This is a genomic window from Shimia sp., assembly GCF_039969785.1.
GTDB lineage: Bacteria > Pseudomonadota > Alphaproteobacteria > Rhodobacterales > Rhodobacteraceae > Shimia.
This window is the reverse complement of sequence record NZ_JBDVNC010000037.1, coordinates 108,387-122,007: the sequence shown is the minus strand read 5'-3', so window position 1 is coordinate 122,007 and position 13,621 is coordinate 108,387. Positions and strand designations below refer to the sequence as shown.

The following is a 13,621-nucleotide window of genomic DNA, read 5'->3' as shown; positions in this document are numbered from 1 at the left end:
GAGAATGTTGCCATGAGTGAATCGCACGCAGAGTTTCACGAACGCCTGGCCGGGATTTATCGCCAAGAGGCCAGGGGTCGTCGCCCCCGCAAACGGGTTGCTATTAACCGGGATGGATATGTCATTGTGCGCGGCGCAGGGCGTCGTCGTGGGATACCGTGGACCGGTCTGACAATGGTCGCCGTTGCCTTTTTTGGCATGAAGGGCGCGATTATGGCCCAGTACGGCCCCGATTTTTACGTCCAGCATGTCGCACGATTGGATGGCGGAACGTATGTTGAGCAGGCCGCAGCCTGGACCATGCGCCCGGATCCAGCATCCCGTTGGATTGCTACACAGATCAGATCTTTGAAATAACTGCTGACCCTCCAATTCAGCACGGCCAGGGGCTCCGCATCTCTCTCTGCGGAGCCCCTGTTATTTTTGGCGGATGCCATAGGCAAAAGCAGATTTCAGACAAGAAAAAACCGTGGACCGGACGGGTCCACGGTTAATCGATCCAGGATCGGAACTTCAAATGCCCGTTTGGGGCATCGCGTTTTAGAACAGGTCTTCGATGTTGGCGCGCGACAGTCCGATGTCGTTCAGCTCACGGTCCGAAAGTGCGCGCAGCGCATTGCGGTTTGCGCGGGCTTCTTTCCATGCCGAGATTGCAGCAACGAAGCCTGCGAAGGTCTGACCAATACGGCCAGAGAAACCGGGGGTGTAGACGTTGTCATAAGTAGCCATATCAATCTTCCTTTTTGTTTTGTGTGGATCATTTGTCCGTTTCGATGAGCTGCAGATATGAGCGGAACGATTACAAAACAAGCATCAAAAAAAGCATATGTGCCATGCAATTTTTGCATTGGTCGCGACTGGGAGAACACCCAATAAAATATGACTGAAAGCGACCTGAGACGTGTCGTTTTCTGGTGATTTCTGTGCCGGTTTTGACGCCGGTGTCGCGTATTGACGATTTTTGTGTCGCAAATGTCTTTCGGTATTCCGCTTGGCGTTTGTTCCCCTTTCGTGCTAGTGCTACAAAAAAGCAACAAATTGCAGGCAGCAGGGGCGAATTCATGCGCGTATTGGGAATTGACCCGGGGCTCAGGAACATGGGTTGGGGTGTGATCGATGCTGAAGGCAGCCGACTCAGTCATGTGGCGAATGGAATTTGCCATTCAGTCGGGTCTGATCTGGCCGAGCGCTTGTTGTCATTGCACACGCAACTGAGCGAGGTGGTGGCCCGGTTTAGCCCCGATCAGGCGGCGATTGAGCAGACATTTGTGAACAAGGACGGCGCAGGAACGCTGAAACTTGGACAAGCGCGCGGGATTGCGATGCTGGTGCCGGCTCAGGCCGGGTTGGAAATTGGCGAATATGCCCCCAACAAAGTAAAGAAAACGGTTGTTGGCGTGGGCCACGCTGAGAAGCACCAGGTTGAACATATGGTGAAGCTGCAATTGCCCGGCGCGTCGATCAAAGGTGCGGATGCAGCGGATGCATTGGCAATAGCGATTTGTCATGCGCATCATGCGCGGGCCGGGGCCGGATATGCCCGCGCGTTAAAGAGGGCAGGCGCATGATTGGAAAAATTGCAGGCCGGATCGAATATCGCGCCATGGATCATGTCCTGATCGATGTGGGGGGCGTGGGCTATGTTGTTTATTGTTCCGAGCGCACCTTGGGCGGTTTGCCGGGACCGGGTGAGGTCACGGCCTTGTTTACCGATCTTTTGGTGCGCGAAGATCTCTTGCAGTTATTTGGCTTCACGTCGCTTCTGGAGAAAGAGTGGCATCGGCTTTTGATGAGTGTGCAGGGCATCGGTGCGAAGGCGTCTATGGCGATCCTGGGCACGCTGGGCGCGGAAGGTGTCAGCCGGGCGATTGCGCTGGGCGATGTGAACGCGATCAAAGCGGCCAAAGGGGTCGGCCCGAAGACGGCACAGCGTGTTGTGATCGAATTGAAGGACAAGGCGCCTGAAGTGATGGCGTTGGGCGGTACATTGGGGCAGGCCATGGCCGGAGCGCCGGCGTCTGATGATGCATTGGTGGAGCCGGACCGAGCGCCGGCGGATGATGTGGGTGTGGCGACGGGGGCTGCCGCGATTTCCGTGCAGGCTGATGCGCTTTCGGCCCTGGGCAATCTGGGGTATGCGCCTGCAGAAGCCGCCAGCGCCGTCGCGCAGGCGGCAAGTGATGATGGTGCGGCGGATGCTTCGGCTTTGATCCGGGCAGCGTTGAAATTACTGGCCCCAAAAGGATAAGACATGGAGCAGCCTGACCCGACATTGCGCCCGGATGTGCGCCCGGAAGATGCGGACCGGGCCTTGCGGCCTCAGGCGCTGTCAGAATTTATCGGGCAGGCAGATGCGCGGGCCAATCTGAAAGTGTTCATCGAAAGCGCTAAGCGCCGGGGTGAGGCGATGGATCACACCCTGTTCCATGGACCGCCCGGGCTGGGAAAGACGACGTTGGCGCAGATAATGGCGCGTGAGCTGGGTGTGAGCTTTCGTATGACCAGTGGTCCGGTGTTGGCCAAAGCGGGTGATCTGGCCGCGATTTTGACCAATCTGGAAGCGCGGGACGTGCTTTTTATCGATGAAATTCATCGCCTTAATCCAGCGGTTGAGGAAGTTTTGTATCCGGCGATGGAAGATTTCGAACTGGATCTGGTGATTGGCGAGGGGCCAGCCGCGCGCACGGTGCGCATTGAATTGCAGCCCTTTACGCTGGTCGGGGCGACGACGCGGCTGGGGTTATTGACCACGCCATTGCGTGACCGGTTTGGTATTCCGACGCGGTTGCAGTTTTATACCGAGGACGAGTTGAACGAGATCGTCAATCGCAATGCGCGCAAGCTGAACATTCCGGCGGAGGATGCGGGGGCCCGTGAGATTGCGCGGCGGTCGCGTGGGACACCGCGTATTGCCGGACGTTTGCTGCGCCGGGTGGTGGATTTTGCGCTGGTGGAGGGTGATGGGCAGATCACAAAAACCCTTGCAGATGGGGCGCTTACTCGGTTGGGCGTGGACAATCTGGGGCTGGATGGGGCGGACCGCAGATATCTGACCTTTATCGCTGAGAACTATGGTGGCGGACCGGTTGGGATTGACACGATCAGCGCGGCGCTGAGCGAGGCGCGCGATGCGATTGAAGAAGTGATTGAGCCGTTTTTGCTGCAACAGGGGTTGGTTCAGCGCACGCCGCGCGGGCGGATGCTGGCGCCCAAGGCGTGGCGTCATTTGGGGCTGGCCGCGCCAAAGCCGCGTGATCAGGGTGAGTTGTTTAAGGGCAAGGCCTGAAACGGCGGATGTCGGTTTTGGCGGCCCGGGCAGAGTTTGAGTATTTTTGGCAAAATGAATTTGCGGGACAGGTATAACGGCGCGGTTTGTCCTGCTGATAGGGCTCGGTTCTAAGTCGTGAAAAATGCGGGTCGGCAGCACGTCGGTATTGCGTCGGTCATACGTCGGTGCGGATGCGGGTTGGATTGGGCGACACTCAGCACGCCTTTCTCTTGCGTCCGGGCCTGCACACAGGCATGAAGCGGGCGGCTTGAGATAAGGATCGACGGACATGTCACTTTTGCGCCCGGAAGAGATTGAAGCACTGTTCACCCGCGCGGATGGCAGTTATGGCTTTGCGCGTTGGGGTCGACCCATTGCACCCATCGTTTTTGGCGTTCAGGATGGCACGCTTGAAACGGTCAAGGGCGCGCTGGAGGCTGTGGCGACATTGGCCGGACACCAGATGGCCGAGACCGACCCGGAGCTTGGCTCTAATCTGATGGTGTTCTTTTTTCGCGATTGGAACGAATTGCTGGATGTGCCGGATCTGGGGCGGTTGATCCCGGACCTGGCCCCATTGGTGGCGCGGTTGCATGCTGCGCAAGCCACGCAATACCGGGCGTTTCGGTTTGACAATGATGGCGGTATTCAGGCGGCGTTTGTGTTTTTGCGCATGAGTGAAGAGATGCTGGACATACCGGCAGAAAGCCTTGCTCTGACGCAGGCAGTGCAGACGATTCTGGTGTGGGGTGATCAGGCCTTTGCCGAGACATCGCCGCTGGCGATTTTGCCGGAAACGGGCGCGACAGTATTGCGGCCGGAGATTGCCGGGGTGATTGCGGCGGGATATGACCGGATGATGCCGGTGGCAGCAAACGATGCCAGCCATGCCTTGCGATTGTTTGCCCGATTGCAGGGACCAACGGACACCTGATTATAGTTATTGCTAGGGCAAGAGAGCTTCGAGGGGTTGCCAGCCCGTGTCCGGACGCCGGGTGTGCTGCGGGAAAGTAAAGAAATTTCCACCTCTGCCCGGTCCCTGATCATGGCGGCGCGAAATCGGCAGTCCGGCAAGCGCACAATAGAGCAACGTGCCGACAGCGCCGTGGCCGACCAACAAAGTGTCACCGCTTGAGCGGGTGTCGAGACAGCGGGTCACCTGTGCCAGGATACGGGTTTGGGCGTCGCGCGCGGTTTCCCAACCTTGAAAGCTGATGTCCGGGGACGCGAAAAAACTGTCTGCGGCGGCCTCAAAGTCATTGTCGGGCAGGTACCCGGTTGCGGATCGGTCATTTTCCCCCATTTCGGGATCGACCAGCGGTGTCAGGCCCAGCGGAAACGCCAGCAGCGAGGCGGTTTCGACGGTTTTGCGTTCGGCGCTCGTATAGATGCGCGTGACGTTGCGCAGCGCGCTGGAGGCAGCCAGCTTTTTAAGGCGCGCGCGGCCTTCATCGGCCAATGACCAATCCGGGACCGGGGTGTCCGGGTCGATATTGACCTGAGGATGCGTGAGATAGATCACGCGCATCGTTGCGTGCCCGGTTGAATTGCGTATCCGAGTTGCTTAGGCATTTGGGGACCACCTGTTAAAGCGAGACTTCTGATGCCTTATACCCTGCCTGTGCGCGTCTACTATGAAGATACTGATATGGCCGGGATTGTGTATTACGCCAATTATCTGAAATTTATTGAACGGGGCCGCAGCGAATGGGTGCGTGAAATCGGGCTCAGTCAGCTTGAGATGAAGGCCGAAGGCATTGTGTTTGCGGTGCGCCGGGTTGAGGCGGATTATCTGGGATCAGCCAGGCTGGACGATGAATTGACGGTTGTCACCGAAGTAGCCAATGTCACCGCGGCGCGGTTGGTCATGGAGCAATGGGTCAAACGGGGCGAAGAGGTTCTGTTTCACGCCATGGTGACGGCGGTTTGCATGAACGAAGCCGGTCAGCCAGTGCGGCTTCCGGCGAAAGTTCGCCAGTTGGTGCATTAGACGTGGGCATTCGATAAGCGATTTTTCGCATTTGACGCCAAATTGATGGCTTTCCCCGTGGAAGTGAGCTAGTTTTCCTGCAAAACAAGGCCCGATAACGTGGCCGCAGAAAAAAGAGCAGGCAGAATGGAAGCAGCAGTCGACTTTTCGATGTGGGCGCTATTTGCGCGCGCAACCCTGGTTGTGAAATTGGTGATGTTGCTGTTGGTGGTGGCGTCATTCTGGTCATGGTCGGTGATAATCCAGAAAACATTGTTATATCGGACCGCCCGGCGGGAAGCGAAAAAGTTTGATCGGGCGTTCTGGTCCGGGGAGCCTTTGGATAAATTGTTCGAAGAGCTTGGACCCGAACCCAAGGGACGCGCGGAACGGATTTTTGCCTCGGGAATGGTCGAGTGGCAGCGCAGTCATCGTCAGGATGGCGGGCTTATTGCCAATGCCACCAGCCGGATTGATCGCAGCATGGATGTGGCGATTGTGAAAGAGGCTGAGGTTTTGCAGAAGGGTCTGCCTGTACTGGCCACGGTGGGATCGACGGCGCCGTTTGTCGGGCTGTTCGGCACGGTCTGGGGGATCATGAACGCCTTTATCGAGATCGCAGCCCAGCAGAACACCAATCTGGCGGTTGTGGCGCCGGGAATTGCTGAGGCGTTGATGGCGACGGGATTGGGCCTGTTGGCGGCGATCCCGGCGGTGATTTTCTATAACAAGTTGAGTGCGGACAGTGATCGGATCGTGGCGGGTTATGAGGCTTTTGCCGACGAGTTTGCCACCATTCTCAGCCGTCAGCTGGACGCCTGAGCGATGGGCGCGGGTGTCATTAAGTCGAACGACGGCGGTGGTGGCGGTAAGCGTCGTCGCAGGACGCGTCGGCGCAGTGCGCCCATGGCAGAGATCAATGTGACGCCTTTTGTCGACGTGATGCTGGTGCTGCTGATTATTTTCATGGTTGCGGCTCCGTTGCTGACTGTGGGGGTTCCGGTGGAGTTGCCCAAGACAGCGGCCAATCCGTTGCCGGGTGAACAGGAAGAGCCGCTGACGGTGACCATTGCGCCCGACCTCAGCATGACCATTCAGACCACGGCTGTCGCGGCAGACGAGCTGGTCCCCAAGTTGCGCGCGATTGCGGCGGAACGGGCCTCGGACCGTGTGTATTTGCGCGCTGACGGATCAATCCCGTACGAGGCCGTTGTGCAGGTGATGGGCGCGCTGAACGCTGGTGGATTTAGCGATATTGGTCTGGTGACTGATATTGGGGGGCCGTCCTTGGGCGGTCCGGAGAACTGAGGCCCGCGCGTGCATATCGGGCAATATATCTCGGGCTTTGCCCATGCCGGCCTGATCGGTTGGGTGATGTTTGGCGGGGCGTTCCGCGCCGATCCGCCACCATTGGAGGTGACGGGCGTGTCTGTGATCACCACTGAAGAGTTTGAGGCTGTGTTGAAGGCGCAGGAAGCGCCGACGCCCTCTACGGACGTGGCGGTGCCTGTGATTCCAGAGGCCGAGATCGAAACGCCAGCGGTGACATCGCGCGCAGATGCGCCGGTTGATGTGCCCACACCAACAGAAGCTGAGGCAGGCGAACCAGACGCCACGCCGGACCTGAGCGATCTGACAGCCCCCGAGCCGCAAGACGTGACAGATGAGGCACCGGTTTTGCCCACGCCGGAAGTTGATACGGCGGTGGTCATCCCCGAGCGGTCGTTGCGCCCCGTGCCGCGTCCGGTGCCGCGTGTGGCCCCGGAACCTGTGGCCCAGCCCAAGCCCGACACCACAATTTCGGACGAGTTACAGGAAGCCATCAAACCGGATGAGAGCGGCAAGGCTGCCGAAGAACCCAAGGAAGAAACGTCGCCCGAAGCGGCCAGCAGCGAGATTGTCACCGAGCCTAAAGAAGCAGACGCACCAGCCGCGAGCGCCGCGCCAAGCCGGTCGGTGCGCCCGCGTGTGCGTCCGGCCACCCGCCCGGAGCCAAGCAAGGGCACAGATGCCGCCGTTGCCGCAGCACTGGCCGAAGCCTCCAGTGAAAGCAGCACACCAGCGGCCCCATCCGGCCCACCGCTGACCAGCGGAGAGAAAGACGGTTTGCGGGTTTCAGTTCAGCAATGCTGGGTGGTTGATGTGGGCTCGCGCGCGGCGGATGTGACTGTGACGGTCGGGTTTTCGCTGGATCAGTCCGGCAAGGTTCAGGGCGACATACGGCTGGTAAATGCAACGGGCGGAGACGAATCCGCTGTGCAGACGGCCTATCAATCGGCGCGCCGCGCAGTTTTAAGATGTCAGAAAACCGGCTATGAATTGCCGATCGAGAAATACGATCATTGGCGTGACGTCGAAATTACGTTTAATCCAGAGAAAATGAGGCGCAAATGATACGGCTACTGGCGACCCTTTTGATGGCATCCATGATGTTGGGGCAAATGGCTCTGGCACAAAACGGACCGTTGCGGATCGAGATCACCGAAGGGGTGATTGAACCGCTGCCTTTTGCGGTTCCTGATTTTGTGGCGGAAAGTCAGGGGTCCAATCAGATTTCCAAAGACCTGAGCCGGGTGATTGCCGAAGATCTGAGCGGCACCGGGCTGTTTCGCGAAATCCCGGCCTCGGCGCATATCTCGACGATCACGCATTTTGGCAGCCCGGTCCAGTTTGCCGACTGGAAGGCGATCAACGCACAGGCGCTGGTGACGGGTGGTGTCACGGTCAGCGGCAACAATCTGGAAGTGAAGTTCCGCGTCTGGGATGTGTTTGCCGGTCAAGAGCTGGGCAACGGGTTGCGGTTCAAGGGCACAGTGGATGGCTGGCGGCGCATGGCGCACAAGGTGGCCGATGCGGTTTACAGCCGGATCACAGGCGAGGGCGGATATTTTGACAGCCGTGTTGTTTATGTCAGCGAGACCGGTCCCAAAAATGACCGCAAGAAACGTCTGGCGATCATGGATTACGATGGGGCCAACCTGCAATATCTGACCGACAGCAGCGCGATTGTGCTGGCGCCGCGGTTCTCTCCAACCGGCGACCGGGTTTTGTACACAAGCTATGAAACCGGGTTTCCGCAGATTTACGTTGTGGATGTCGGGTCGGTGCGCAAAAAGGCGCTGTCCAATGACACCGGCAGCATGAGCTTTGCGCCACGGTTTTCACCGGATGGCAAAAGCGTGCTGATGTCCGTGACAGAAGGTGGCAATGCCGACCTGTTCCGTATGGATATTGCCAGCGGCAAACGCCAGCGATTGACCAACGGTCCGTCAATTGAAACAGCCCCCAGCTATAGCCCGGACGGCAGCAAGATTGTCTTCGAGAGCGACCGGTCGGGGACACAGCAGCTTTATATTATGGGGTCCAATGGTGGCGAGGCGACGCGGATCAGCTTTGGTCAAGGGCGTTATGGCACGCCCGTCTGGAGCCCACGCGGTGATCTGATCGCCTTTACCAAACAAAACAAAGGCCGTTTCCACATTGGCGTGATGCGCACGGATGGCTCTGATGAGCGTCTGCTGACATCATCCTTTTTGGACGAAGGACCAACTTGGGCCCCCAATGGGCGCGTGATTATGTTCACGCGCGAAACTCGGGGTGCCGAAGGTGTTTCGGTGTTGTATTCGGTGGATGTGTCCGGACGTAACCTGAAACGGGTGCGCCTGAACGGTGGCGGATCAGACCCAAGTTGGTCGCCGCTGCAGTAGGCGATATTTATAAGGGGCGGTCATTATGATAAGAGACCGCTTAAGAATAAGGGATAAGAGGCGAGGCAATTGAGATGAAATATTTGACAAAAGCGGCCTTTTTGGTGGCCGGGCTGGCTCTGGCGGCTTGTAACGACACAAGCGGTTTGGCCAGCGGTACCAACTATGACACAAACTCGGCCATCACACCTGAGGCCGGAAGCGTGGAAGATGCGACGTCGGTGGCGCATTTTCAGCAGGTGATTGGCGATCGGGTGTTGTTCGATGTGGATCAGTCAACGCTGAATGAAACCGGTCGTCTGACCGTGTTATCCCAGTCCAACTGGCTGATGGCAAACGCGGAATATATTGCCGTGATCGAAGGCCATGCGGATGAGCAGGGCACACGAGAATACAACCTTGCACTGGGGGCTCGCCGTGCCAGCGCGGTGCGCGAAATGATGATCTCGCAAGGGGTGGCCGCAACGCGGTTGCGCACACTGAGCTATGGCAAGGAGCGCCCGCTTGAAGTGTGTTCCGAGGAAACCTGTTATGCGCAGAACCGCCGTGCTGTCACTGTGCTGACGGCCGGTGTGTCGGGGTAAAGATGATGCGTCGCTTTATTGCTTGTGCGTTTGGAGCTGCTCTTTTGATGGCACCGATGACGGGCGTCGCGCAGTCGCGCGACGAGACGCTGGCGGATATTCGCCAGCAACTGTCGGTTCTTTACGTCGATATTCAACGGCTCAAGCGAGAGTTGTCGACCACCGGCGCGCCGGGATCGGTCAACGGGTCCAACACGTTGGAACGGCTGGACGCAATCGAGGCGCGGCTTCAGGATTTGACTGGCAAGACTGAACAGCTGGAATATCGTGTGCAGCGGGTGGTTGATGACGGCACCAACCGAATTGGCGATCTGGAATTCCGGCTGGTTGAACTGGAAGGCGGCGATCTGAGTGCGTTGGGAGAAACCACAACTTTGGGTGGTGACACTGGTTCCGGGACCATAATTGTACCCGGTTCAAATGCTGGATCGAATGACAATTCAACAGAGTTGGCAGTGGGCGAGAGCGCGGATTTCGGACGTGCACAACAAGCGTTGGACGGTCAGGATTATCGTGCGGCTGTGGACCAGTTTACAGGGTTTGTGGATACGTATCCGGGCAGCCCGCTGGAAGCCGAGGCGCATCTGCGTCGCGGGCAGGCACATGAGGGGCTGGGCGAAAACACCCGCGCGGCGCGAGCGTTTCTTGAGGCGTATTCCGGCGCCCCACAAGGATCAGTTGCGGCTGAAGCGTTGTTCAATCTGGGTCGCTCGCTGGGCAAGCTGGATCAGATCAACGAAGCCTGTGTGACGTTGAACGAAGTGGGTGTGCGGTATCCCGGCGCGCGTGAAGTGGGGCTGGCACAGGCTGAAATGACCCGCCTGCAGTGCCCGTAAGTCTGACAGACCGGCTGGCACAATGGCTGGCCGGAGTTTTTCCTGAAGAGTCTATGCCCCGGATCGGGGTTGCCGTGTCCGGCGGCGGGGACAGCATGGCCTTGCTGGATCTGCTGAGGCAGGCTGGTGTGCCTTTGGCGGTGGTCAGCGTGGACCACGGTTTGCGCCCCGAGGCGAGAGACGAAATCGCACTGGTGGCGCAATATTGCAGCGCGCACGGGCTGGATCATGATATTTTGCAGTGGCAGTGGGACCAGCGCGGCAGCGTACAACACGCCGCGCGTGACGGGCGCAGTGCGTTGATTGCAGCATGGGCGCGTGATCTGGGTTTGCGACATGTGGCGCTGGGGCATACGGCAGATGATCAGGCCGAAACGGTGCTGATGCGGTTGGCGCGGGGCTCTGGCGTGGACGGGCTGGCGGCGATGCGCGACGTGGCGACACGCAACGGGGTACACTGGCTGCGCCCGTTGTTGGATACGCACCGAGAGACTTTGCGCGTCCATTTACGCGAGTCGGGTATTGGCTGGGCGGACGATCCCAGCAATGAAGATCCCACCTATGATCGGGTTAAGGCGCGTCAGGCTCTGGAGGTGCTGGCGCCACTTGGGCTGAACGTCGAACGTTTGACGCGCACCGCTGCACATATGGGGCGGGCCCGGAACGCGCTGGAATATGCCCTGGACGCTTTAGTGCGCGATGCGGTGACGCTGGAGTGCGGTGACGTGGTGATCGCGCAGGTCATATTTTCGCAGGCACCGCAAGAAATTCAAACCCGATTGGTAGCTCGTGCGCTGAACTGGGTATCGGGTCAAACGTACAAACCCCGGTTTTCGGCTTTGCAAGCGGCGCTGGCCCGCCCGGAAATTTCAGCGCTGCAGGGATGTTTGTTGATCCAAAAGGCTGGCAAGCTGCGTATTACTCGAGAATGGGCTGCGGTGGCGAAAACCCGCTGTGACGTCACGTCAGTGTGGGATGGTCGTTGGGTTCTGGCTGGCCCGCACGAAAAAGGGCAGGAGGTCAGGGCATTAGGGGAAGGCGGATTGGCTCAATGCGCGGACTGGCGCGCCACAGGGTTATCACGTCAAAGCGTGTTGGCGAGCCCGTCTGTGTGGCACGGCGAGTCGTTGTTGGCGGCGCCCTTGGCGGGGTTGTCTGAGGGGTGGTATGCTGAAATCATAGCGGATCGGTCGGATTTCTGCTGAATGTCTGGTTTCTAATGGCAATTATCGCATTGAACATGGCGGTGTGATGTCTATTTAACTGTAACGACCGCTGTGCTAGGGACAGCGTCGATCTTTACTTGGGAGATTTGCCTTGGGCAACGCACGCAATATTGCATTCTGGGTCGTTTTGTTTCTGTTGATTCTTGCTCTGTTCAATTTGTTCAGTGGCGACAGCACGACATTGCAAAGCCGCGAAAACAGTTATTCCGACTTCGTCTCGGCCGTTGATAACGGCACCGTATCCAGCGTGACACTGGATGGGGAAAAGGTGCGTTATACCACGAATGACGGATCAAGCTTTGTGGCGATCAAGCCCACAGATGCCGAAGTCACGACGTTGTTGATCGAAAACAACATTCCCGTGCGGGCCGAAAGCCAGGAACAATCCGGGTTTCAGTCGTTCCTGATCAGCCTGTTGCCCTTCCTGCTGCTCATCGGTGTGTGGATTTATTTCATGAACCGTATGCAGGGCGGTGGCAAAGGCGGGGCGATGGGTTTTGGCAAATCCAAGGCCAAGATGCTGACCGAAAAACATGGCCGGGTGACGTTTGACGATGTTGCGGGCATTGATGAAGCCAAGGAAGAGCTGGAAGAGATCGTGGAATTCCTGCGCAACCCGCAGAAATTCTCGCGTCTTGGCGGCAAAATCCCCAAAGGTGCGCTGCTTGTTGGTCCTCCGGGCACAGGTAAGACGCTGCTGGCGCGCGCGATTGCGGGCGAGGCGGGTGTTCCGTTCTTCACAATTTCCGGTTCCGACTTTGTTGAGATGTTTGTCGGTGTGGGTGCAAGCCGTGTGCGCGACATGTTTGAACAGGCAAAAAAGAATGCGCCTTGTATTGTGTTCATCGATGAGATTGACGCCGTTGGCCGCCATCGTGGCGCCGGATATGGTGGCGGTAATGATGAGCGTGAGCAGACGCTGAACCAGTTGTTGGTCGAGATGGACGGATTTGAAGCCAATGAAGGCGTGATCATTCTGGCCGCGACCAACCGTAAAGACGTGCTGGACCCTGCGCTGCTGCGTCCCGGTCGTTTTGACCGTAACGTGACCGTTGGCAATCCCGACATCAAAGGCCGTGAGAAAATTCTGGGTGTGCATGCGCGCAAAACGCCGTTGGGCCCTGATGTGGATCTGCGCATTATCGCGCGTGGTACGCCCGGCTTTTCGGGGGCTGATCTGGCCAACCTCGTGAACGAAGCTGCCCTGATGGCGGCACGTGTGGGGCGCCGGTTTGTCACCATGGAAGATTTCGAATCTGCCAAAGACAAGGTCATGATGGGCGCCGAGCGTCGGTCGATGGTGTTGACGCAGGATCAGAAAGAAAAGACCGCCTATCACGAAGCGGGTCACGCGGTTGTGGGTCTGGCTCTGCCGGAATGCGACCCGGTTTATAAGGCGACGATCATTCCGCGCGGTGGCGCGTTGGGGATGGTTGTGTCGTTGCCTGAAATGGACCGGTTGAACTATCACCGCGATGAATGTGAGCAACGTCTGGCGATGACCATGGCCGGTAAGGCCGCGGAAGTCATCAAATACGGCGAAGACCACGTGTCGAACGGTCCGGCGGGTGACATCATGCAGGCCAGCCAGCTGGCGCGTGCGATGGTGATGCGCTGGGGCATGTCGGACAAGGTTGGCAATATTGACTATGCCGAAGCACATGAGGGCTACAGCGGCAACACAGCCGGGTTTTCAGTGTCAGCGCATACCAAAGAGCTGATCGAAGAAGAAGTGAAGCGGTTCATTCAGACGGGCTATGACAAGGCGCTGGAAATCCTGACCGAGCGCAAGGACGAATGGGAACGGCTGGCCGAAGGTCTGCTGGAATACGAAACCCTGACCGGTGAAGAAATCAAGCGTGTGATGAAGGGCGAGCCGCCCAGTGCGGGTGATGATGACGATGGTGACAACCCGGACGAGGGCAACGCGCCCAGCGTGACGGCCATTCCGAAAACCAAACCGCGCAGCAAACCCAGCGGGGATGGCGGATTAGAGCCGGAACCCACAGCATAAATCAAAGAAGGTCGGGG

At 58.3% G+C, this 13,621-nt stretch carries 16 protein-coding genes; 14 read left to right on the top strand and 2 right to left on the bottom strand.

The genetic code is table 11. The annotated features are described in order from the left end of the window. Window positions 1-12 precede the first annotated feature (12 nt). Window positions 13-357: a hypothetical protein gene (locus ABJI08_RS17505; protein WP_348403141.1), complete on the top strand. Its 345-nt coding sequence runs from the start codon at window positions 13-15 to the stop codon at window positions 355-357. Window positions 358-540: 183 nt separating this feature from the next. On the opposite strand, the gene ABJI08_RS17500 is transcribed toward ABJI08_RS17505, so the two are convergent. Further along, window positions 541-729, bottom strand: a complete 189-nt coding sequence (locus ABJI08_RS17500; RefSeq protein ID WP_348403140.1) for a DUF1127 domain-containing protein — start codon at window positions 727-729, stop codon at window positions 541-543. Between the two features lie 332 nt (window positions 730-1,061). On the opposite strand from ABJI08_RS17500, the gene ruvC reads away from it, so the two are divergent. The 4 genes from ruvC (at window position 1,062) to ABJI08_RS17480 (ending at window position 4,202) form a co-directional block, all read left to right on the top strand. Then, entirely contained in the window at window positions 1,062-1,568 is a 507-nt protein-coding gene (gene ruvC, locus ABJI08_RS17495; RefSeq protein ID WP_348403139.1) for a crossover junction endodeoxyribonuclease RuvC, read from the top strand. Beyond that, window positions 1,565-2,248 carry a Holliday junction branch migration protein RuvA gene (gene ruvA, locus ABJI08_RS17490; RefSeq protein ID WP_348403138.1) on the top strand — a complete coding sequence of 228 codons (684 nt, stop codon included), beginning with the start codon at window positions 1,565-1,567 and terminating at the stop codon, window positions 2,246-2,248. The genes ruvC and ruvA overlap by 4 nt, the downstream gene beginning before the upstream one ends. A gap of 3 nt (window positions 2,249-2,251) precedes the next feature. Next, window positions 2,252-3,286, top strand: coding sequence for a Holliday junction branch migration DNA helicase RuvB (gene ruvB, locus ABJI08_RS17485; RefSeq protein WP_348403137.1), 1,035 nt, complete (start codon window positions 2,252-2,254; stop codon window positions 3,284-3,286). A gap of 271 nt (window positions 3,287-3,557) precedes the next feature. Beyond that, window positions 3,558-4,202, top strand: coding sequence for a hypothetical protein (locus tag ABJI08_RS17480; RefSeq protein WP_348403136.1), 645 nt, complete (start codon window positions 3,558-3,560; stop codon window positions 4,200-4,202). 12 nt (window positions 4,203-4,214) lie between these two features. Here the strand turns inward: ABJI08_RS17480 and ABJI08_RS17475 are convergent, their stop codons facing one another. Then, window positions 4,215-4,796, bottom strand: coding sequence for a histidine phosphatase family protein (locus ABJI08_RS17475; protein ID WP_348403135.1), 582 nt, complete (start codon window positions 4,794-4,796; stop codon window positions 4,215-4,217). 75 nt (window positions 4,797-4,871) lie between these two features. Here ABJI08_RS17475 and ybgC point away from each other — a divergent pair, with 75 nt between their 5' ends. The 9 genes from ybgC (at window position 4,872) to ftsH (ending at window position 13,604) form a co-directional block, all read left to right on the top strand. After that, a complete protein-coding gene (ybgC, locus tag ABJI08_RS17470; protein ID WP_348403134.1) occupies window positions 4,872-5,258 on the top strand; it encodes a tol-pal system-associated acyl-CoA thioesterase in 387 nt (128 codons plus the stop codon). A gap of 126 nt (window positions 5,259-5,384) precedes the next feature. Then, a complete protein-coding gene (gene tolQ, locus ABJI08_RS17465; protein ID WP_348403133.1) occupies window positions 5,385-6,059 on the top strand; it encodes a protein TolQ in 675 nt (224 codons plus the stop codon). Window positions 6,060-6,062: 3 nt separating this feature from the next. Then, a complete protein-coding gene (gene tolR, locus ABJI08_RS17460; RefSeq protein ID WP_348403132.1) occupies window positions 6,063-6,545 on the top strand; it encodes a protein TolR in 483 nt (160 codons plus the stop codon). A gap of 9 nt (window positions 6,546-6,554) precedes the next feature. Then, window positions 6,555-7,631: an energy transducer TonB gene (locus ABJI08_RS17455; RefSeq protein WP_348403131.1), complete on the top strand. Its 1,077-nt coding sequence runs from the start codon at window positions 6,555-6,557 to the stop codon at window positions 7,629-7,631. Then, complete coding sequence (tolB, locus tag ABJI08_RS17450; protein WP_348403130.1) at window positions 7,628-8,944, top strand: Tol-Pal system beta propeller repeat protein TolB; 1,317 nt, start codon at window positions 7,628-7,630, stop codon at window positions 8,942-8,944. Before ABJI08_RS17455 ends, tolB begins: the two co-directional genes overlap by 4 nt. Window positions 8,945-9,018: 74 nt before the next feature. Further along, window positions 9,019-9,528 (top strand): peptidoglycan-associated lipoprotein Pal, encoded by a 510-nt coding sequence (gene pal, locus ABJI08_RS17445; RefSeq protein ID WP_348403129.1) that lies wholly within the window; start codon window positions 9,019-9,021, stop codon window positions 9,526-9,528. Between the two features lie 5 nt (window positions 9,529-9,533). Then, window positions 9,534-10,364, top strand: coding sequence for a tol-pal system protein YbgF (gene ybgF, locus ABJI08_RS17440; protein WP_348403128.1), 831 nt, complete (start codon window positions 9,534-9,536; stop codon window positions 10,362-10,364). Continuing rightward, window positions 10,355-11,569, top strand: coding sequence for a tRNA lysidine(34) synthetase TilS (gene tilS / locus ABJI08_RS17435; protein WP_348403127.1), 1,215 nt, complete (start codon window positions 10,355-10,357; stop codon window positions 11,567-11,569). Before ybgF ends, tilS begins: the two co-directional genes overlap by 10 nt. A gap of 112 nt (window positions 11,570-11,681) precedes the next feature. Then, window positions 11,682-13,604 (top strand): ATP-dependent zinc metalloprotease FtsH, encoded by a 1,923-nt coding sequence (gene ftsH, locus ABJI08_RS17430; RefSeq protein WP_348403126.1) that lies wholly within the window; start codon window positions 11,682-11,684, stop codon window positions 13,602-13,604. Window positions 13,605-13,621 lie beyond the last annotated feature (17 nt).